The sequence below is a fragment of the Bradyrhizobium sp. dw_411 genome (genome assembly GCF_018449695.1).
Lineage (GTDB): Bacteria > Pseudomonadota > Alphaproteobacteria > Rhizobiales > Xanthobacteraceae > Bradyrhizobium.
In genome coordinates, this window is sequence record NZ_JAAVUY010000009.1 from 220969 (window position 1) to 240528 (window position 19560).

The 19560-nt window shown below is 57.1% G+C and carries 17 protein-coding genes; all 17 read right to left on the reverse strand.

The genetic code is table 11. The features are described from left to right. Window positions 1-10: 10 nt before the first annotated feature. Window positions 11-1345 carry an O-antigen ligase family protein gene (locus tag HB676_RS34265; protein WP_213739106.1) on the reverse strand — a complete coding sequence of 445 codons (1335 nt, stop codon included), beginning with the start codon at window positions 1343-1345 and terminating at the stop codon, window positions 11-13. A gap of 13 nt (window positions 1346-1358) precedes the next feature. Beyond that, on the reverse strand, window positions 1359-2084 hold the full coding sequence (locus HB676_RS17620; RefSeq protein ID WP_213739107.1) for a polysaccharide deacetylase family protein: 726 nt from the start codon (window positions 2082-2084) through the stop codon (window positions 1359-1361). Then, a complete protein-coding gene (locus HB676_RS17625; RefSeq protein ID WP_213739108.1) occupies window positions 2081-3247 on the reverse strand; it encodes a glycosyltransferase family 4 protein in 1167 nt (388 codons plus the stop codon). The genes HB676_RS17620 and HB676_RS17625 overlap by 4 nt, the downstream gene beginning before the upstream one ends. Before the next feature lie 74 nt (window positions 3248-3321). Next, complete coding sequence (locus HB676_RS17630) at window positions 3322-4842, reverse strand: methionine biosynthesis protein MetW (protein ID WP_213739109.1); 1521 nt, start codon at window positions 4840-4842, stop codon at window positions 3322-3324. Window positions 4843-5093: 251 nt separating this feature from the next. Then, a complete protein-coding gene (locus tag HB676_RS17635) occupies window positions 5094-6035 on the reverse strand; it encodes a glycosyltransferase family 2 protein (protein ID WP_213739110.1) in 942 nt (313 codons plus the stop codon). Window positions 6036-6220: 185 nt separating this feature from the next. Beyond that, the gene (locus tag HB676_RS17640; RefSeq protein ID WP_213739111.1) at window positions 6221-7081 is read right to left on the reverse strand and encodes a 2OG-Fe(II) oxygenase; all 861 of its coding nucleotides are present in this window, start codon (window positions 7079-7081) and stop codon (window positions 6221-6223) included. Between the two features lie 75 nt (window positions 7082-7156). Next, complete coding sequence (locus HB676_RS17645) at window positions 7157-7669, reverse strand: glycosyltransferase (RefSeq protein WP_213739112.1); 513 nt, start codon at window positions 7667-7669, stop codon at window positions 7157-7159. Continuing rightward, window positions 7666-8148, reverse strand: coding sequence for a UDP-N-acetylglucosamine--LPS N-acetylglucosamine transferase (locus HB676_RS17650; protein ID WP_249780303.1), 483 nt, complete (start codon window positions 8146-8148; stop codon window positions 7666-7668). Before HB676_RS17650 ends, HB676_RS17645 begins: the two co-directional genes overlap by 4 nt. A gap of 310 nt (window positions 8149-8458) precedes the next feature. Further along, window positions 8459-9649: a DegT/DnrJ/EryC1/StrS family aminotransferase gene (locus tag HB676_RS17655; protein WP_213739113.1), complete on the reverse strand. Its 1191-nt coding sequence runs from the start codon at window positions 9647-9649 to the stop codon at window positions 8459-8461. Next, on the reverse strand, window positions 9592-10590 hold the full coding sequence (locus HB676_RS17660; protein ID WP_213739114.1) for an NAD-dependent epimerase/dehydratase family protein: 999 nt from the start codon (window positions 10588-10590) through the stop codon (window positions 9592-9594). The genes HB676_RS17655 and HB676_RS17660 overlap by 58 nt, the downstream gene beginning before the upstream one ends. Window positions 10591-10653: 63 nt before the next feature. Beyond that, complete coding sequence (locus tag HB676_RS17665) at window positions 10654-11763, reverse strand: DegT/DnrJ/EryC1/StrS family aminotransferase (protein WP_213739115.1); 1110 nt, start codon at window positions 11761-11763, stop codon at window positions 10654-10656. A 151-nt stretch (window positions 11764-11914) separates the two neighbouring features. Next, window positions 11915-12421: an acyltransferase gene (locus HB676_RS17670; RefSeq protein ID WP_213739116.1), complete on the reverse strand. Its 507-nt coding sequence runs from the start codon at window positions 12419-12421 to the stop codon at window positions 11915-11917. A gap of 48 nt (window positions 12422-12469) precedes the next feature. Beyond that, window positions 12470-13957 carry an oligosaccharide flippase family protein gene (locus tag HB676_RS17675; RefSeq protein WP_213739117.1) on the reverse strand — a complete coding sequence of 496 codons (1488 nt, stop codon included), beginning with the start codon at window positions 13955-13957 and terminating at the stop codon, window positions 12470-12472. A gap of 158 nt (window positions 13958-14115) precedes the next feature. Continuing rightward, the gene (locus HB676_RS17680; RefSeq protein ID WP_213739204.1) at window positions 14116-15165 is read right to left on the reverse strand and encodes a Gfo/Idh/MocA family oxidoreductase; all 1050 of its coding nucleotides are present in this window, start codon (window positions 15163-15165) and stop codon (window positions 14116-14118) included. Window positions 15166-15579: 414 nt separating this feature from the next. Then, window positions 15580-17013 carry an HlyD family type I secretion periplasmic adaptor subunit gene (locus HB676_RS17685; protein ID WP_213739118.1) on the reverse strand — a complete coding sequence of 478 codons (1434 nt, stop codon included), beginning with the start codon at window positions 17011-17013 and terminating at the stop codon, window positions 15580-15582. Continuing rightward, window positions 17010-19235, reverse strand: a complete 2226-nt coding sequence (locus HB676_RS17690) for a peptidase domain-containing ABC transporter (protein WP_213739119.1) — start codon at window positions 19233-19235, stop codon at window positions 17010-17012. The genes HB676_RS17685 and HB676_RS17690 overlap by 4 nt, the downstream gene beginning before the upstream one ends. Then, window positions 19213-19551: a hypothetical protein gene (locus HB676_RS17695; protein ID WP_213739120.1), complete on the reverse strand. Its 339-nt coding sequence runs from the start codon at window positions 19549-19551 to the stop codon at window positions 19213-19215. Before HB676_RS17695 ends, HB676_RS17690 begins: the two co-directional genes overlap by 23 nt. Window positions 19552-19560 lie beyond the last annotated feature (9 nt).

A 19560-nucleotide genomic window follows, 5' to 3' on the forward strand; every position in this document is an offset into this window, starting at 1 on the left:
TTAGCTGTAACTAGTCCGGCCGCGCGGGATGCAGTGTTCGCGCGGCGGACGGGGCAAAAGCGACGTCATTGCGGGGCTCAAACATCCACATGCCGCTGCCGAGCAGGAAGATGATCAAGACGTAAGGAGCATCCCACACGTGGACCGTGCAGATGGAGAACGCCAATCCGCAAATCGTGATGATAAGACCCTTTCGGCATTGGGCCGCCTCGAACGAGAGATTTTTCAGCCGTCCCAAACCAAAGCAAACCGAAAGAAAACCGCCGGCCATAAACAAAACGCCGGGGATGCCGTATTGAACGGCAATGTCCAACCAAAAATTGTCGATGCTGCCTCCCATCCACGAAGGATGTTCCCATTCATTCAAGCCAGTTCCAAAGATCGGGTGCTGCATCACTGATGCCACACCGTAGTTCCAGATGTGCACGCGCATGTAGGAAGTGTCGGCGTTGAACGTCAGATACGAAATAAAGACATCGAAGGGAGTGCGATTGGAGGTCAAATCCACCGCAACATAGGCGGTGATCACAATTGCGGCCAATATCCCCCAACGCCGCGTCACGTGCGCCGTCACCTTGTCCCAAATGATCAACAAGACCTGGACAACAAGCGACAGGAGGGGACCCGAGGAAAGGGAGGAAGCGACAGCCATTCCTACCAGGCCTGAGCTTAGTAGTCCGCTCCGGCGCCTGGGAGCATCATTTACATAAAAGCTCAAGGCGAACGCGCTCGAACAAACGACACCAAACAAAATGGAATATTCGAAGGTGGCCTGAGCTCGTCTGAGCCCGAGTCTTAGTTCACTGCCAATGATAGGATAGACGGGGAATATCTTGCCGAATAATTCAATCAGGATCGGTGAGCCAGCGACATTCTCGTAAACGGCGAATGGCAGGAGAAGAATGACCACAAGCGCGAGGGACTTCACCATGCGCTGGAACGCGAAGAAATCTCGAATGTATCTCCTACCGAACAGGAATGGCCCGAATGTCTCTATGACGAATATGCCTGCGGATTGCAGACCCTCAGCGCCGTGTATGTCCACCAATACAACCGCACCCCATGCCGCCGCCGACAGCATCAATATGTCTGGCAGTCTTATTCGACCGAGGGTCCCTGACAACCACACGATCATGCATGGAACGAAGGTTAATACCAGCACCAGCCGATAAGGAGACATCCGTATCGGGCCGATGTAGATAAAAAACGGCAACGCCAACGAGAAAATGAAGATCGGAATGAGTGCGGAACTCTTCCGGCTTCGCGTCGGCTGCGCCGCCGCGGCTCGCACGGCAGGAAACGGCCTTCCAATCTGATAAGAGGCTCTTGGTGCAATACTTTTCACTGGCCGCACAGTCCTATCGATACCGCAGATGCATCAGCTGGCGATAGAGTCCAAGCCTTGTGCTAATTTTCCAGGCGGGGCCACGCATGCCATCAGGGTCACGTAAGTGCTGGCGCATGTAGCCTTCATCCATGTTGTTCGTCAGGCAAAGACGGGAATAGAGAAAGGGTTCGAATCCCCGATGATACCCAAGCTGGATTGTAAAGAGATGCGTGTAGCCGGCCTTCAGAGCCGCGTCCCAAACCCGTCGGGAAAAGCGCCCGTATGGGAAGGCGAAAAGAGTAACCGGCCGACCGAGGCGATCCTCCAGCATCGACTTCGAAACCGTAAGCTCACGATCGAGTTCGTCATCCGAGACTGTCGTCAAATCGGCGTGGGCCATACCATGTGAGCCAATCGCGACGCCGCTCCTGCCAATTTCCTCGATCATCTCCCAGGTCATGCGTCCCGGCGAGCCAATAAAATCAACCGGAATAAAGGACATGAATCCTGGAATCGCACCGGTCGTCGCGTAACGAGCGTAGACATGCGTGTAGTCCGAAAGAAATCCATCGTCGAAGGTGAGCAGGACCGAGCCGCTGCGGCCGGCTTTCGGATGGTCGCAATTCTCCAGAAAAGTCTGAGGCGAGACAAGCTTGTCCCGGTAAAGCGCGAGATGCGCGTCGAATGTCCCATGCGTCAGGCACCACGCATTCGGTGGCGAAGCCCTTACCAATTCGTGATAATTCAGGACGATCATAGAGATTGCATCAGTTCCGAGACACGCCTGCCCCAGGCCGGCCAATTCAGTTGCGTCTCATAGGCCTCGCGGCTCGATTGCCTCAAGCGCGCCAAACGTGCCGGGTTCGCAAAAATTTCCGCAATGACGCCAGCGTAGTCCGCCTTCGTCGCGTTCGATGGCACCAGCACGCCGGTCTTTTCCTCACGGACAGCATAGGTGACGCCTCCGGTGGCGCGCGCAACGCTCGGCACACCGTAAGCCGCCGCTTCGCACAACACGATGGGAAAGCAGTCCGCCTGGGTTGGCAACAGAAAAAAATCCGCATCGCGATAGAGCTGATCAAGCCGGCTGCGCTGTGCGGGATCATTCTTGTCGAGGTAAGGGATGATCGTTAGGCCGTCCTGGCTCACAGGCTCCGGCGGAGTGCATCCGCAGATCACGAGCTCCGCCTTTACACCCCTGTTGTTGAGTTCAGCAAGAATCTCGACCGCGATGTCCGCGCCTTTCTCCTTCCAATTGACGCCGATCAGCAGCATCCGACACGGACCGGGCTTCCGGTCTCCAAGCACAGATTCACGAGCAGGCGCTTCTTTGAGGTTGGCGCCCCAAGGAACGACATGCACCCGTGCAGGATCGGCACCGTAATCCCGGACGGCAGAATCAGCCGCCCATTGCGACGGATAGAGGATTAAATCCGCGCGCGCGATTGTATCGCGTTCCAGTCGTTCCGAGGCCTTGCGGGCGGTGCGTGACAGGTTTCGATAATTGGGGTGATAGTCCTCAATAAGCCGAAAGGTCGCATCGGACGCATAAACGAGGGGAACTCCGGCGGGCACACTCCAAGCGAAGATGGATCCGGCAGGTGCGAAGACAATATCAGGCGACGCGGCGCGGATCTTGCGTACCGCGTCTGCTGAGTACTGCGCAACGACCGGGCCCGCCTGAAATGGGGAGAGGCCCGGTCTGCGAAAGGTGCGGCAGAGATTTGAATAAGTCTTGTACAGCGGCAAGAGCGGCGCGCTCAGGGGACCGATATGGACAACCTCGTGACCTTCGTTTGCAAGCGAGTTCGACATGTTGAACGGAGTGCCGGACCAGAACCTGACGTTGCTCCCGTCGCCGATCGTCGCGAAACCAATCCGCCGCACTGCTTGGCTATTGGAGATGTCGCACTGATTCATTTTGTTCCCTTACAGACGGCGCAACCGGCGGCTTATTGAAAAACGCAGGACGCACTTCCAAAAAACGATCGCGATCATTTTCCCTCGTCAACTAACGGGAGCGGACTGTTCGCGCTGCGCGCATCGGAAACCTCTCTCCTCCTGACTATGCTGACGAAACTGGGAGACGCGAATAATTTAACAAATCCTGCCGGGAGGCCACGGAGGAATTCGGCGCTGCGATGAAGCATTCCTACAGTCCGATCTACCCTCAGCCCGGACCTGCGGCACCAATCGCCGACTTTCCCAATGCTGCTGAAATGGGCACCTGAAAGGTTGTAGCTTCCCAGGCCACGATACCGATGAGGATTACGGATTCTCCTCCAAACTTCCTGAACGCACAGCATGTTTGGCGCCTGGATAATCATCACCGAGTTCATCGACATGTTGTCACGAAATAAGGAAAGTACTTCGACCGGGTCCCGGGCCAGGTGGAGCACATTCGAGAACAGGAGGCAGTCGAATCGCTGGTTGCGGAGTTTCTCCTTGGCGAGGTGGAAATCGCCGAACACCATCTCGACACCTCTTTCCGCCACGCCACCGCTCACCACCGGATCCAGTGGCACTGCAACGACCCGCAAGCCTCTCTCGGCCAGCCAACACTCTGTCGCGCCCGAACTGCATCCGACCGAAAGCACAGTGCGCGCGTCCGGAGGGATCATGGAAAGGACTTCCTCATTGAGAGGTTCATAATAGTCCTTGGAATACATGCGACGCCAAAGCTTGGTTTCCGTATTGAGCAGCGGCACGGGTGCGCATGCATCCTTGGCAAGCCGCAACATGGTGCCGACCTGTGCGTGCATTTCCTCCTCATCTACTCCAACCTTGCCCGCGTATTTGTTGGACAAATGGTGGACCGTAAAGTCGTCGAGATGCGATATCGGAATCAGCTTTGTGAAACCGCACTGGATGTATGGGTCGGTCGCGGCAGAACAGAGCAGATCGTGCTTCCACTCGTGCGGATCAACCAAGAAGCCGCCTGACTTGATAGCCTTCCCTAGCTGGCTTTGCGTGAGGACATAACAGGCCGCATGCTCGTTGGTGCAATTCGCAAGAGTATATTTTGTCCTGGACCTGAGAGACGCTGGATCCCAATGATATTCTTCGTGCAAGTCTGGATAGCTGACGCTGCCATTCGAGCTCTTCTCCATGCGGATAAACCCAGCAACTTCGTCATCCCGCAAGACAGCGGTTACTTCCAGGAACCCTCGCAATTGTCTTTCGGTTATCAGGATGTCGTCTTCGGAATAGATGAACAGGTCGTATTTATCGGCGCGCTCGGCGAACAGCTTCTTGTGCGCGAAAGGCAAGGACCACGGATTCTTGTTCGGAAGACCCACCCGACATTCAACGCCCGGAGCGAGCTTCCTGTCGATGTTCGAGACGATGACGATGTCGATGTCGAACGGCATGGAGCGGTATTCACGGATCACCTGCTCCAGATAGCGGTCATTGGAAGTACCATAACTCGCCAACGCCACGAGAATGCTGAGCGGTGATTTCCGCCCATTGTCATGAAGCGCAGTCATCGTCGAAAGCTCATCGGAGACATTCATTGTCGAAATCGTCCTTACTTTCAGAGCCCATCCTCGATCGCCTTGCCTTCCGATAGGCATCTTTTTCCTGGCAATGCAGTCCGCCAAAAGACACATCGAGTATTATAAGACTTATTTAATCTAGTATTATAAAGCCCATTTAAACTATCAAAAAATCAGGCATGGCGAAAACTTAACCCGCTAAGATTAACGGTCGCGATCGGACCGCCCCCTTGCGAGGCTTTCAGCATCCCTATCGCCCCTTTGTACTGTCACGTCCGGCCGAGAATCTTGATAGATGCCTGCCTAAGAATGGAACCGGCTGGCGGTCCAAAACGCAGCCTTGGATTGAGATCAATTGAGAAGCGGAGCAGCTCAAGGCCGCTTTTGATATGGCCTCGGCGCATGCGACCGATGGCGCGCCAAAATGCCGTTTCTGCCAATGTGCGATAGGCCGATGCGCGCAAGCTCCGGCCCCCATCGAGACGATCCACGTATTCTTCGAAGAAACTATCAAATGCCGCCCTTCTGTAGGGATAGTCGGACCAATCCTCGTTCCAGTACGAGTTGGACATGTTGGATGAATGCTTCCTGTAAATGGCCTGCACCGCGTCAATTTTGGCAGCCGCGCCGTGCGCTCCGAAGCGCAGCCACATCTCCATGTCCCCGCTGTGCGGCAAGGACGGACGATAGCCACCGACCGCCTTTTGGATGCGCGTTCTCGCAATAGCCGTCGGCGTGTTAACTACGTTGGCGCCGATGGCGCACATTTCGTGGACCACATCCTGTCGTGTCCACTTGTTATCCTGCCGAGGGTCAATTTCCGGAAACGGCAAATCATCCTGCCAGGAAAGACCTTTCCCGTATGTGAGTACGATGTCAGGATTTGCGTCCATGATCCCTGCGGCGCGCTCGAGCGCACCCGGAACCAACAAGTCATCGGCCGAGAGAAGCAGGAAGTAATCGCTCGATGCCCATTCGATCCCCTGATTGTATGTACTGATATGACCCCAGTTCTTTGGATGCGCGATGACACTGACTCGCCGGTCTGTATTCGCCAACTTCTGCGCCACCGAAACTGAACCATCCGGGGAGGCGTCATCGATAATCAGCACCCGCACGTCCCCGAGAGATTGGTCGAGTACGCTACGGACGCACCCTTCCAGGAAGCGTCCGTAATTGTAGCAGGGAACTACGATGTCAACCTTCGCCATCCGCCGACCTCCCATAGCCCAACCAACTCGAACTGGCGTCGCTCGCTTGTGAATATTGAGTGAAAATGCCCTCCGGACGGACGGCACTAACGCGCGGGGCCGGGTTCATCGATACAACTCATTCCTGAGAGCGTCCGCGACGCGGACGGTGGTGATCACCTTGCGGGGATGGAAACAGCCCGCAATCAGCGACCTTTAAACAACCGTGGAATCTGCCAGACAATCGGCGGGGTAAATGGCTTCATCCTGTCCTTGATCGAAAGGCGTCTAACCTCGTTGGGACGCATCTTCCAGACAGTCGTGTGATCTGCGGATCGCTCCTCTTCCGGACGGCCATTTGTATAATAGTACAATGCAATTGATCGACGGTATTTTCCTTTCGGACTCGTCAGCGGATCGGGATGACCATGGAAGGACGTGTCGGTCGTTGAAAACACCACGATCCTGTTCGCCAGTGGCAGGTAAGATTTGTGCTTGACCTTGACTTCCTTGTCCCACAATTCGAGCGCGCCTCCCCATTCCTCCTTCCAGTCAAAGTTGAGGTAAACCAATAAATTTAGCCGTCGGTCGAGCCTGAGCTTGCGGTGCATGTTGAAATCGACGTGCATCGCGAGACGACCGCCGCGTGGAATCATATGCAAACCACCACCCGTCAGATAAGGGTCAGGTATCAGCCCATCGATGCCCGTCATTTGCTCAAGAAAAGTCACGAATGCCCGGGAATTCAGAGCACTGATAAAATTCTGAATGACCGCAGGAAAGTCTTCATGCCTGTCAAGTGAAAGCTTCTGCTCCTCATACGAACCAGCATCGAGGAGCGTTCGGTTCCAGACCGCATCATATTCGCCGGGATATTGGGCCACGATGTCGCGAATAATGCGTTCGTCAAAAAAGTTATCAATCCCGATGTGCGGAAATGGCTCGTTATTGACGTATTGCTGACTCCACTCCGCAGCATTTTTTCGCATCTTCTCCAGCGGAAGAAGAGACTTGATATTGATACGCTCGTCATTCTCCGCGTCTAACAACTGCAGCGCTTCTTTCATTTTCCATTTCCCTTGGCGAGAATCGGGGCGCTCTGCGCGCCGACAGTTTTGCCGCTCCACATTGCCGATTTCCTCCTACGGCGAAACGTCTCTATTCTCGAAACGAATGCGTCCGGTCCCGATAAATGTCCGGATGGTGGAGATAAGGCTTGGTGACGCCTGTGCGCTCAGACGCTCGGTCTCAGCGACAGCCTGGACCTGATCCAGCTTACCGAGCAGTTCCTGCTCGGTGAAAGCAACCATAATGCGGCCTTGCTCGGCGAACCGCTTTGCGGTTGCGAGCTGATGGTCGTTGCGATGCTCACCCAGACTAGCCCGGCGAGGCATCACGATAATCTTCTTTCCAAGCTCGAGAGCAGTAATAATGGAGCCCATGCCAGCATGCGAAATCACAACGCTTGCCGCTTCGACGCGCTTCCGGAACTCAGTCGGGTCGATAAACCGCTGAGTGCGGATATGTTCTGAGTGGTAGTCTGATGGACCCGTCTGCGCGAAGACATCCGTTCTTCCCTGGGCGCCGGCCCACTCGTCCACTGTGCGGATCAAGCGGTCAAACTGTCCCTGTGTTCCGACTGTCGCGAAAATCATAGCACCGAACCTGTGTAATGGGGTCCATCCGGCCGCGCCAGGTGAGGCCACTGCGTCAACCACAGGTCGGCGCAACGACCAATTTGGTTTCCGGACATCGAGAGCTGTTCGACGTTGGCTATGCTGTCCAGCCAGATGGTGCGCGCGCCCATCATTCGCCCGAACCGCACCGCCAAATATCCCGGAGCGGCCCCCGTCGAAACCACGATATCCGGCTTCTCGTTCCAAAGGATCCATGCGATTCTGCGCGCCGCTTTCAACAGCCCGATCTTGGTCCAGCGGTTAGCATCATTGACGAGGTAGAATTTATGGTCAGGGACCTGCGCGCGATACGACTCGTGAACGGTAACGAACGTGACTTCGCAGTCCTCGAAAGCGTGCCTGATACGCAACAGTTGCACCCAGTGACCTCCGCCCGAAGAGACCGCCAGCAATTTCGGGCGGACGCCGTGCGACTGCGGCGTACCGTTATTCAGCAACGCTTTGCCGCGAAAGACCGGACTCCCAAGCATTGACTGACCTCTCTAAAACGGCGCCAGGACTCCAAGCACCCACGTTGGAAAGGATTGGGCCCCTCGAAGACGCTCGCCTTTATTTAATTTTCTGTATTTAAAATTTAACTTGCCTTATTTAATATATTATTCACATTAAATAATTTAAAGTCAAGACATTTAATCTGCGTCACGATCTACAATGGATCTATTCAAATTACACCGCGGGAGTGAAGCGACTATGCGTTCTCAGGCTTCCGCGATATTCAATCTGCCGGCTGCTAGTTCGGCGGCGTCACTATTGGACTATCGCGCGAAGACTGTCGGCAACACGGACAACGCTCTCCTCCGTCATCTGCGCGTAAATGGGAAGCAAGATCGCGTGGTCCTGTGCCAGTTCCGATTGCCTGAGATCATGAAGCCGCTTCTCGTCCGCATAGGGCTTCTCGCGGTGAGAGCACATGATGCCGCGGCGCGTCGCGATCCCCTGGTCGAGAAGCTTCTGCATGACATCCCGCTGATCGACGCGGTCAGGCAAGCGTACGCAGTAGCTCTGCCAGTTTGACCGCGCCCAGTCGGGTTCGAACGGCAACCGAAGTCCCTCGATATTCCCGAGGAGCTCGGCGTAATGGGAGGCGACTGCGCGCCGGCGCGCGACGATATCGGGCAACTTCAGGAGCTGCTTGCGCCCGACCGCAGCCTGCATGTCGGTCATCCGATAATTGTAGCCGACCAAAACATAATTCTCGAAGATCACCTGTGCAGAGCCGTGCCGGACGGTATCCGGCACGCTCATTCCGTGTTGGCGCAACAGCTTGAACTTGCCCTCGAGAGCTGCATGAGATGTCGTCAGCATGCCGCCCTCGCCGGTGGTGATTACCTTGCGAGGATGGAATGAGAAGCAGGCAACGTCGCCGTGAGGCTTTCCGATCCGGTCCCATTGTTCATCGATGCGAATCTCGCTGCCGGCGGCGCAGGCGGCGTCCTCGATCAGAACCAAGTCGTGGCGCTTCGCCAGGGCGACCAATGCGCTCAGGTCGCACGGCATGCCCATTTGGTGAATGGCAAGGATGGCCCGCGTGCGCGGCGTAATGGCTTCGGCTACCCGAGCCGGATCGATATTGTAGGTTTCCGGATCGATATCGACGAAAACCGGCGTCGCGCCGCAATATCTGATGCAGTTCGCCGTTGCGATGAACGAATGGCTGGCGGTGATAACCTCGTCGCCGGGAGCGATATTGATCGCCGTCAAAGCCAGATGCAGGGCGGTCGTGCAGTTGGATACTGCACAAGCAAAGGGCGCATCGACCAGCGCTGCGAATTCACGCTCGAAGGCGGCTACCTGCGGCCCCTGCGAAACCCACCCGGACAGCACCGCCTCGCGGGCGGCGTTGGCCTCGTCCTCATCAAGAAGCGGCAGCGCAATCGGGATCACGAGGCGACGGCCTCTTGTTCGGCCGCGGACGCGCGGCGTTCGCCCCGCCACCATTCCACGAGTTCACCCAATCCCTGTTCCAGCGGAACGGTGGCACGGAAATCAAGCAATCGCTCGGCCTTCGTCGTTGACGCCAGGCGGCGGGGCACAGGGTTGACGGAACGCTCCGGTGCAAACTCGGGTGTCAGATTTCCTCGGCCCATCACCTGAGCCAGCGCCGCCGCGAGCTGGGCAAGGCTCGTTTCCGTGCCGCTTGCGACGTTAAATACGTGATCGGTAGCTTTTGCCTTGGCTCCCAGGATATTGGCGCGGGCGATATCCCGAACATGGACGAAATCCATGGTCTGCTGGCCGTCGCCAAAGATGATCGGCGGCAGCCCGGCATCCAGCCGCTCCATCCAGCGGATCAGCACCTCGGTGTAGCGGCCATGGATATCCATGCGGTCGCCGTAGACATTGAAATATCGGAAGGCCACGTAATCGAGCCCGTACATTTCGTTGAAGGTCCGAAGCAGGCCTTCGTTGAAGGCCTTTGCTGCACCATAAATGGTCCGATTGTCGTAGGGGTTCTGCCGCTCCGTGGTCGGAAACTCCTCAGCCATCCCATAGACCGATGCCGACGATGCCGCGATGACCTTCTCGACATCGTGCTGGACGCAGAGCTCCAGCAAATCGAACGTCGCTTGCACCATGACTTCCATCGCCAGGCGCGGCTCGGCCGCACAATGGGTGATACGCAACGCGGCCTGGTGAAAGACGATGTCGGCCGACTTCACGAGCGGCACCATCAACTTGGCGTCACGGATATCGCCGTGCACCAATCGCACCGGGCCACGCGTTGATGCGTGCTTGAGGTTTTCGGGCCGGCCGCGGACCATGTTGTCGAGAGCGACGATTTCGACACAGCCCTCGTCGCACAGCAGATCAACGATGTGGGAGCCGATAAATCCGGCCCCGCCCGTCACCAGAACGCGCTTTCCTTTTAATAGAGCCAAAATGCTCTCCTATTCGCCTGTTTCATCGGCAATACGTTGTCGAAGCCGAAATCCGCTGTCGCGCTATGCGACCTCCACGAGAAAAGTTTTTTCCAGCTCGGCGACCACTTCGGAAACCTGTTGGGGCGTAAGCTCGGCATAGATCGGAAGCGAAAGGAATTGATTGGCCAGCAACTCGGTGACGGGGAAGTCCCCGACGCCGTATCCGAGATCCGCATAAGCTTTTTGAAGATGAACCGGCACGGGATAATGAATGCCGGTGCCGACACCGGCAGCCTGGAGGACTTTCTGAGCTTCATCGCGGCGCTCCAGCCTGACGGCATAGACGTGATAAACGTGACGGCTGTGCGCCGGCGGCATTGGCCGAACGCATCGCTGCTTCTCCAGCAAACGATCGTAATGTGCGGCAACCGACCTGCGAGCCTCGGTCCACGGCTCGATGTAGTTCATCTTCACGTTCAGCACGGCACCTTGAATTCCATCCATCCGATAATTGTAGCCGTGCATGACGTGATTGTATTTGGACTCCTGTCCCCAGTCCCGCAGCAGGGAGACGCGTTTGGCTAATTCGGAGTTGTTGCTAACAACTGCCCCACCCTCGCCGTAGGCACCAAGGTTCTTGCCGGGATAGAAACTGAAACAGCCGAGATCGCCGATCGATCCGGCACGACGACCCTTGTATTCGGCCCCGTGCGCCTGCGCCGCATCCTCGATAACGACGAGGTTGTGACGGCGGGCGATCTCCATGATCGGGTCCATGTCGGCCATCAGGCCATGCAGATGGACCGGCAGGATCGCTCTGGTTTTAGGCGTTATCGCCGCCTCGATCAGTGCCGGATCCATCGTCCATGTGACCGGATCGACGTCTACATATACGGGCTTCGCGCCGCTATAGAGGATGGCTGCGGTGGTCGCAACGAAGGTCATCGAAACCGTAATCACCTCGTCGCCCGGTCCAACATCGGCCGCGAGAAGCGCCAGATGCAGCGCCGACGTTCCGCTATTGACCGCGATGCAATGGTTCACGTCGCAATAGGAGGCAAAACGCGCCTCGAATGCGGCCACCTCCGGCCCCAACACGAATTGCGCACCATCGATGACACGCATGACCGCGGCATCGATCTCGGGCTTCATTTGCTTGTACTGAGCCTTTAAATCAAGGAAAGGTATCAAAAGACCACTCCTGTAAAGTATCGCGCAAGATCGCGAACAGTTAATCAATTTAAATCGACGCCAAATTAAATTAGAAATTCGGAATAAACAATAAAATAAATCGAATTAAATGTCTGGCCTTATATTAAAGCTAACGCGGCTGACAGGGCTGCTATTGTCCCGCCTCAAGGGTTTCGAACGCCGCCGTGACCGCCCGGGAGCCAATCGCACGGGCCGGAACGCCAGCCACGACCGCCCGCGCGGGTACGTCCCGGGTGACGACCGAACCAGCCCCGATCGTTGCTCCCTCGCCGATGGTGATTCCGCACAGGATGGTGGCGTTTGACCCGATCGACGCGCGACGGCCGACCCGCGTGGCTTCCACCTTCCAGTCGGCCGGCCCCTGCGGACGGCCGTCCTCCGTAGTTGCCCGCGGAAACCTGTCATTTGTGAACATGACACCGTGTCCGATGAAGACTTCATCCTCGATCGTCACCCCTTCGCAAATGAAGGTGTGCGACGATATCTTGCAGCGCGCCCCGATTCTGGCGCCGCCCTGAATCTCGACAAACGTACCGATCCGCGTTTCGTCTCCGACCGCACAGCCATAGAGATTGACGAGATCCGGATGGAATATCCTGACCTCGCGTCCAAGTTCGACATCTTTTGCAATAGCCATCTAAACTACTCCTTACGTCTGCTTTTTAATCGAAGGTCCGGCGCATCCTTATCCGAGTGAATTGCGCTTCGCATAACCGGCGAACCTGAGAAACGGCGTTGCGAAAAGCCCGCTCGCCGCCTGTTGCAGCCGGGGCAACAGCGGATGCTCCGTGACCATCATGCTCAAAAGCCAGCAGACCGCCGCGGAAATACAGGCCAAACCCAGCCCAATGATCGGGCTCAGCGCACCATATTCCACCATGAAGGCGCAGAGGATGACGCCAACGGAACTGATGAGCGTCACGATGGCGCTTTTGAATGTAGCCCGGAACAGATCGGACCATCCGATGTCGAGATGCCGGCTGACGAAATAGATCGCAACCGCGGCCTGGAACGGCAGCGTAACTATCGCGGATGCCGCCACTGCCTGCACACCGAAAAACGACGCAATAAAAATAACGAGCAGCGATGGAGGAAGCGAAATCAGCGACGAAACCAGCGCGTCCCGTACGCTGCCCACGGCGACCAATACCGGATAAGTCAGGCAGGCTACGAACAGCGAGAGATATCCGATGCACATCATGCGCACCAACGGAACGATTTCAAGCCAGGTTGGGCCGAGCCAGATCAAGATGATCGGCTGCGCCATGACCGCCATGAATATCAGGAACGGCCAATGCACGGCGGTCAGGAGCGCGACCGCGTCCAGATAGATGTGCTTCAGATTTCCACCGGCCTTGGTCTGAGCGAAAATCGCCGGCATGATCACCGGACTCAAGACTTGGCCGACCAGCCTGTCGAACACCTGCGTGATGCCGATGGCGCGGCTATAAAGCCCGACGGCAGCGAAATCCAGGATTCGCGCAAGGAATATCTGTGGCGCCAGATTGTAAAATACGTTGATGATGCTGACGCCGCCCGAGTAGAGGCCGAAGCTTATCACATCAGGATATTCCGACAGCGACGGACGGAACACACGCCTGTTCTTGTAAAACCCGATCAGCACGACCGTGAGAACGGCGTTTCCGGCGACCGCTCCCCAGATCGGGGCCATGTAGCTGTAGTGCAGCAAGGCCAGCACGATCGAGATCGCTATCGAAACCGCATTCGCTGCCAGGCTGCAGATTGCCAGCTTTCCGAACTCCATGTCGCGGCGGAACAAGGCCGATATGACTACCGAAAACGGCGTCAGCGCAAAATTCAGGGTGGATACGGCGATGCCGATCCTCAGATCGTCTTGCTTGAAGAACCACACCAGCCCATCACGGCAAAGGAAAAGCGCAAGCCCGATCACCGTCGAAATGCAAAATGTGATCGTGAATGCCGTCCTGATATTTTGCTCCGAGAGCACCTTCTTCTGAATAAGGTAGTTGGCGCCCCCAAACTCCTGGAATGAAGCTGCGATGACCGCGACCACCGCGTTAATCACCGCGTAGACTCCGAATTCCCCGGGCGTCAGCAGCCGAGACAGCGCCGCAGTCGAAAACAGGAAAAGCAGCAGGCTTCCATAGCGCTCGATCGCAGAGAAGAATATGGAGCGGTGAATCGCGGTCATGTCAGTCTGCTACCAACCGATGGCGGGGCTAGCGACCGGCAAACAGGTGCCGACTGTATCACGAGCCTGGCGTAGAAGTCCTGCTGCACAAGATTTCCGCCAGGCAGTGACACGGGCCGGCACCCCGGCAACTGTCGCCACGTCCGCCACCGCAATCATCACGCCCTCTCTGGGATCTTGTGACTTTGCCCCAACCGAACCGGCCTTCCCTGCTCCTTGATCGAACGCGATGCCGCCTCCAGGATCTCGACCACCTTCAGGCCGGACTGAGCGCTGGAAATTGGCGTTTCGCCCGTGCGCAGGCAGTCGACGAAATGTTTCACCTCCGTTTGAAGGGCCTCCTTCGCCGCCAGATGCGGTGCCCACATATCTCCAGCGCGATATCCGATTCTGAGCTGGTGCGCTTTCTCAAGTGAACCGTCCAGCGTTATCCCTTTATCATAAATCTTGATCTTCTCGGTCGGTTCAACGTCGTCATAGACGATCATTTTGCGGCTGCCGCCGATAAACGTCTGCCGTACCTTGATCGGTGACAGCCAGTTGACGCTCACATGGGCCACGCAACTGCTTTGGAAGAACAGCGTGATGTGGGCCATATTTTCGGGCGCACCTGAAACATGGCACGACCCCGTCGCCGAGACCGCGACAGGCTCCTCGTTCAGGATGTACTGGATGATCGACATATCATGAACCGCGAGATCCCAGATGACGTTCACGTCGCTCTGGAAAAGCCCGAGGCTCGAACGAATGCTGTCGTAATAATAGATCTCTCCGATCGCCCCTTCGTGCACCAGTTCACGTATTTTCTGGACGGCCGGTGTGTACAGGAAGGTGTGGTCGACCATCAGGACCAGATTCCGCTTGTCCGCCTCCTCGATGAGACGGCGAACCTGATCGGAGGTGGGCGCCAACGGTTTTTCGACGAAAACGTGCTTTCCCGCCCGCAACGCGGCCAGCGCCAACTCGTAATGCGTATGCACCGGCGTTGCGATCGCCACCGCGTCGACCCTGTGATCCTGCAGGATGTCGCGGAAATCGGTCGTTGTTTCGATCTCCGGATGAAGACGCTTGCTGGTGGCAAGCTTCGCCGGACTGAGATCGCTGACGCTGACGACGCGCGAACACTCGCTGTTCGCAAAGTTTCGGACGAGGTTCGGGCCCCAGTAACCGTATCCGATCACACCAATTCCGACTAAACTATTCTGCATCTCAAATACCACTCCGTTACTATGAGCAAACTCTCAGGCAGAGGCTGACCTCAACTCGGTCATCCATCGGCGCCGGAAATGATCCGAAAGGATCGAGTACAATGTCATTCAATTATCCACCCTGAATTCAGCTTATATATTTAATACGCCAGAAATTATAATACATTTAATACACCAGGAATTATAAAAAACAGATTTAAAAATGCCTATCTCCGATGTTGCTTAAATTGAGAAGCAGACGTCCGAAAACTCAGATTCTCCCTTGAGATTCAAGGCGCTATGATTTCCTTAACGCCGGCATCGCGCATCCATTTAATTAGCACGCCATAGATTGACGACCACAAGCTGCCAATAATGACCTCAAATACCTGGTCGGCGATCCGGAATCCTTCGCAGGTGTTTGTTGAATTCGGATCAGTATTCACGAATGCTTTCATCCAGTCCGCGCAGCAGCGGATAAAGGAAGTAGGAGATCACGCTGCGACGGCCGACTTTCATTTCCGCGGTCACGGCCATCCCCGGAATCATCTGAATACGCTCAGGCTGAAGACGCAGCTTGGCATCAGTGACGTCCACCAACACGCGGTAATAGGGCGCCGGCATCCGATGGGCACCGTCCGACTTGGGATCTGGCGTGAACGTATCCTGGCTGACCACGCGCACGGTCCCGTTCCCGGTGCCGTATTTCTGGAACGGGAAGGCCTCGAATTTGATCCGCACCGGCTGACCAACCGCGACCTGGCCGATATCCTTGCCCTCGACATTGACCTCGGCCTGCAACGGCACATCGCGGGGAACCAAGACGAACAGCGTCTCGGCCTCGCGGACGACCGAACCGACCGTGCGACTGGCGACCTCAAGCACGATGGCGTCCGCAGGCGCCCTTAGCATGATCAGTTGCCGGCGAAGTTCGACCTTCTTGAGATCCTCTGCTGCGCTATTGCGCTTTCCGATTGTTTCCACGAGATCCTGGTAATCGGTTTTGCGAAACTCCTCGACGAAGACCTGCTGATCTGCACGGGCTTTCTCGACCTTGTGCTCGTAGTCGACCAGGCTCCCGCGCACGCGAGACAGGCTGCTGTCGACCTCAAGGCGGGCATCCCGCGATAGCAGCAGATTCAACCTCGAACCGACCTCCTTCACCATCAACGTTCCGCGCATGGTCTCGATCGACGTCATGGTCTCGAGCCGCTGCACCAGCACCGCTTCTTCATCCTGGCCGGTTTTGAGATTGGCTTGCGCGCTCGCAATCTGGGCATCGAAATTACGCAACTGAGTGTCGTAGAAGGTCCGGCGCTGGGCAAACATCTTGCCTTGCAGGACGTCGTCGGAATTGGCGGGGTCGTGCACGACATAATCGTAGCCGCCCAATTCGGCCTTGAGCCGATTGATGGTCGCATCGAATGCTGCAACACGCGTGCGCAACTGATCCATATCCGCCTGCGAGAAGGTAGGATCGAGTGTCGCCAGTGGATCGCCCTTGTTGACCACGTCACCGGCCCGGACGTGAATTTCTCTGATGACCGAAGTTTCAAGCGGCTGCACGACCAGATTGGGGCGGGTCGTAGTCAGTTTCCCTTGCGCCGTCACGATCATGTCGACTTGCGAAACCGATGCCCAGGTCACAGCAGCCACGATCAGGCCGACGACACTATACAGCGTCAGGCGCGCGATGCGCGGCGGCGTCCGCTCCTCGACCTCGATCGCGTCGGACTGGAACTGCGAGACTACCGCCGGTCTCGGCCGCGGGGACGACCGGAACAACAATCGCCGGCGCCGTTCGACACTTTTGGGTGCCGGCACCTTCGCAACTTTGAGGTTATCCGGCTGGTTGTTAGCGGGGGTCATGCGATCTGCTTTGTTTGTTGGTTCCAGAGATGCCGGTAGATGGTGCACTTCGAAAGAAGCTTGTCGTGGCGGTCAACATCGACAATTCGTCCGCGGTCGATCACCAGGATCGCGTTGGCCTCCGCGAGCATCGACAGCCGGTGCGAGACGATGATGACCGTACGACCTTCCGCGAGTCGGCGTAGATTGCGGCGAATGATCATCTCGCTTTCGGAGTCCAGCGCGCTGGTAGCCTCGTCGAAGATCAGGACCCGCGGGTTGACAATCAATGCCCGGGCAATCGCAAGCCGCTGCTTCTGACCGCCCGATAAGTTCGAAGCGTCTTCCTCGAGCATGGTGTCGAAGCCGCGCGGCAGGCGTTCGATGAACTCGTCGGCACCGGCGAGTTGCGCCGCCTGCATCACCTCGGCGAAGGTCGCATCGCGCTTGACGCAGGCGATGTTATCGCGAACGGTTCCGCGAAACAGGAAATTATCCTGCAGCACGAGGCCGAGATTCTTGCGCAGATGGACGAGATCGAGTTCGCGGGAGTCATATCCGTCGACCCGCAGCAGACCCTGCTGGACCGGATAGAGTCCGGCGATGAGACGCGTCAGGGTAGTCTTGCCCGATCCGCTCCGGCCGACGATGCCAAACACCTTGCCGGGTTCGATCGTGAACGAAACGTCGTCGAGGGCCGGCGCGCCATCCGGGCCGTACCGGAACGACACGTTCTCGAATTCGATTTTTCCTGAGAGCTCCGGCCGCAATCCTTCTCGATTACCCTTGCGCTCCTGCTCCTGATTCATCACCTCGCCGAGCATTTTCACGGCGAGCGCGACTTCCTGGTATTCATGAACCATGGTGACCATCTGCACCAATGGCCCCGAGACCCGCCCGGCGAGCATGTTGAAGGCGACCAGCGCACCGATTGTCATCTCGCCATTGAACACATCGAGCGCGCCGAGCGCGATGATGCCAAGCGTCATCATCTTTTCGAGAAACCCGGTCACGGACTGAGCACCAGCCGAGATCTTTTCGACGCCGAAGCGCATCGAAACCGATTGCGCACAGCGGTCATCCCAGACCCTGCCCTGTAACGGCTCCATCGCCAGCGACTTGACGGTCCGCATGCCGTGAACGGTCTCGACCAGCAGCGCCTGCCGCGCGCCTTCGGCTTGGTAAAGCTCATAGAGGCGGCGTCTGAAGGGCCCCATGAGACTGACCACCACAGCACCGCTCAGTGCGGTAAATGCCAGCACCAGCGCGGTGAGCTTGACGCTGTAGAGCGCGAGCACGGGAAGAAAGACGAAAAGCGACAGCGCATCCAGCATCGTCAGAAACAACCTGCCGGTCAGGAATTCGCGGATACGGGCCGCCTGCTGCATGTGCTTGACGAGGATACCCGCCGACATCTTCTCGAAGAAGGTGATGGGCAAGCCCAGGAGGTGGCCGAATGTCTTGGTCGCGACACGAATATCGACCTTGTTGGTGGCGTAGAGGAGAAGATACCGGCGCAGGAAATTGAACAGGGCGTCGAACGTCAGGGCGGCCGCGGCGCCCGCGACCAGCACGTAGAGCGTGGTGAAGCTCTCGTGAACCAGCACCTTGTCGATCACGAGTTGGAAGAAGATCGGGAGCGCGAGGCCGAGGCCATAGAGCAAAATGGCGGCGACGGCGACATCGATGAACAACCGCCATTCGCGCCGCAGTTCGGGAATGAACCAGCGGAAACCGAATGCTGGCTGCGAGTTCGAGAAGTTCGCATCGCGCTTGATCAGGATGGCTTCTCCAAGCCAGTTAGCACAGAACCGCTCCTTGCCAATAACCAGAGGCTCGTTACGTCGTTCGGCTAACGGATCGATGACGCTGACCATCTGCTCGCCATCGGGTCCCTCGCCAGCGCCCGAGACGATAATCCAATTGCCGTTGGCCAACCGCAAGATGACGGGGTAGGCCTCCCCCAGCCGAAACAGGGTGTCCCAGTCGAGCTGGCTGCTCCGCGCGCGCAACCCGGCTTCCTTCGCCATCCGAAGCAGCAATGTCTGCGAGATCGGAGTGCCATCGACCGCATAGGAATGCCGTAACCGTTCTGCCGGCAAGTCAACGCCATGATGGGTCGCGACCCGAGCTAGACACTCGAGTGCGGTCCGCGACTCCGTGTGGGACTCCGGTACCTCCACGACCGGCGCGGCCGCCGTATCGCAATCCCGCTCTACTTCATCGGAAGTTTGTTGAGACATTCGGTGACCTTGGCATGTTCGAGCTTGTTGTGGTGGTGCGTTCGCCGATGGAGCTCATCGCGGGAGGATCGCCTGATGCTCTCGGCTGGTTACGCTTGATGACGCCGGCATCGACCAGGCCCTGCAGCGCGTTTTGCATAACTTCAACCGAGTTAGCGAATGCCTCGACCGAAAAGATCAGCCTTTGGCGAAACACCTTTTTCGGTGCGTTGTTGGCGTCCCGCTCGGTCGGCGAAAGACTGACCAGATCGACGCGCACGATGGCGCCGCCGACGGTGATCTCGTCGATTCCATCGGTGTAAATTTCAGCGTGCATTATCTCGCT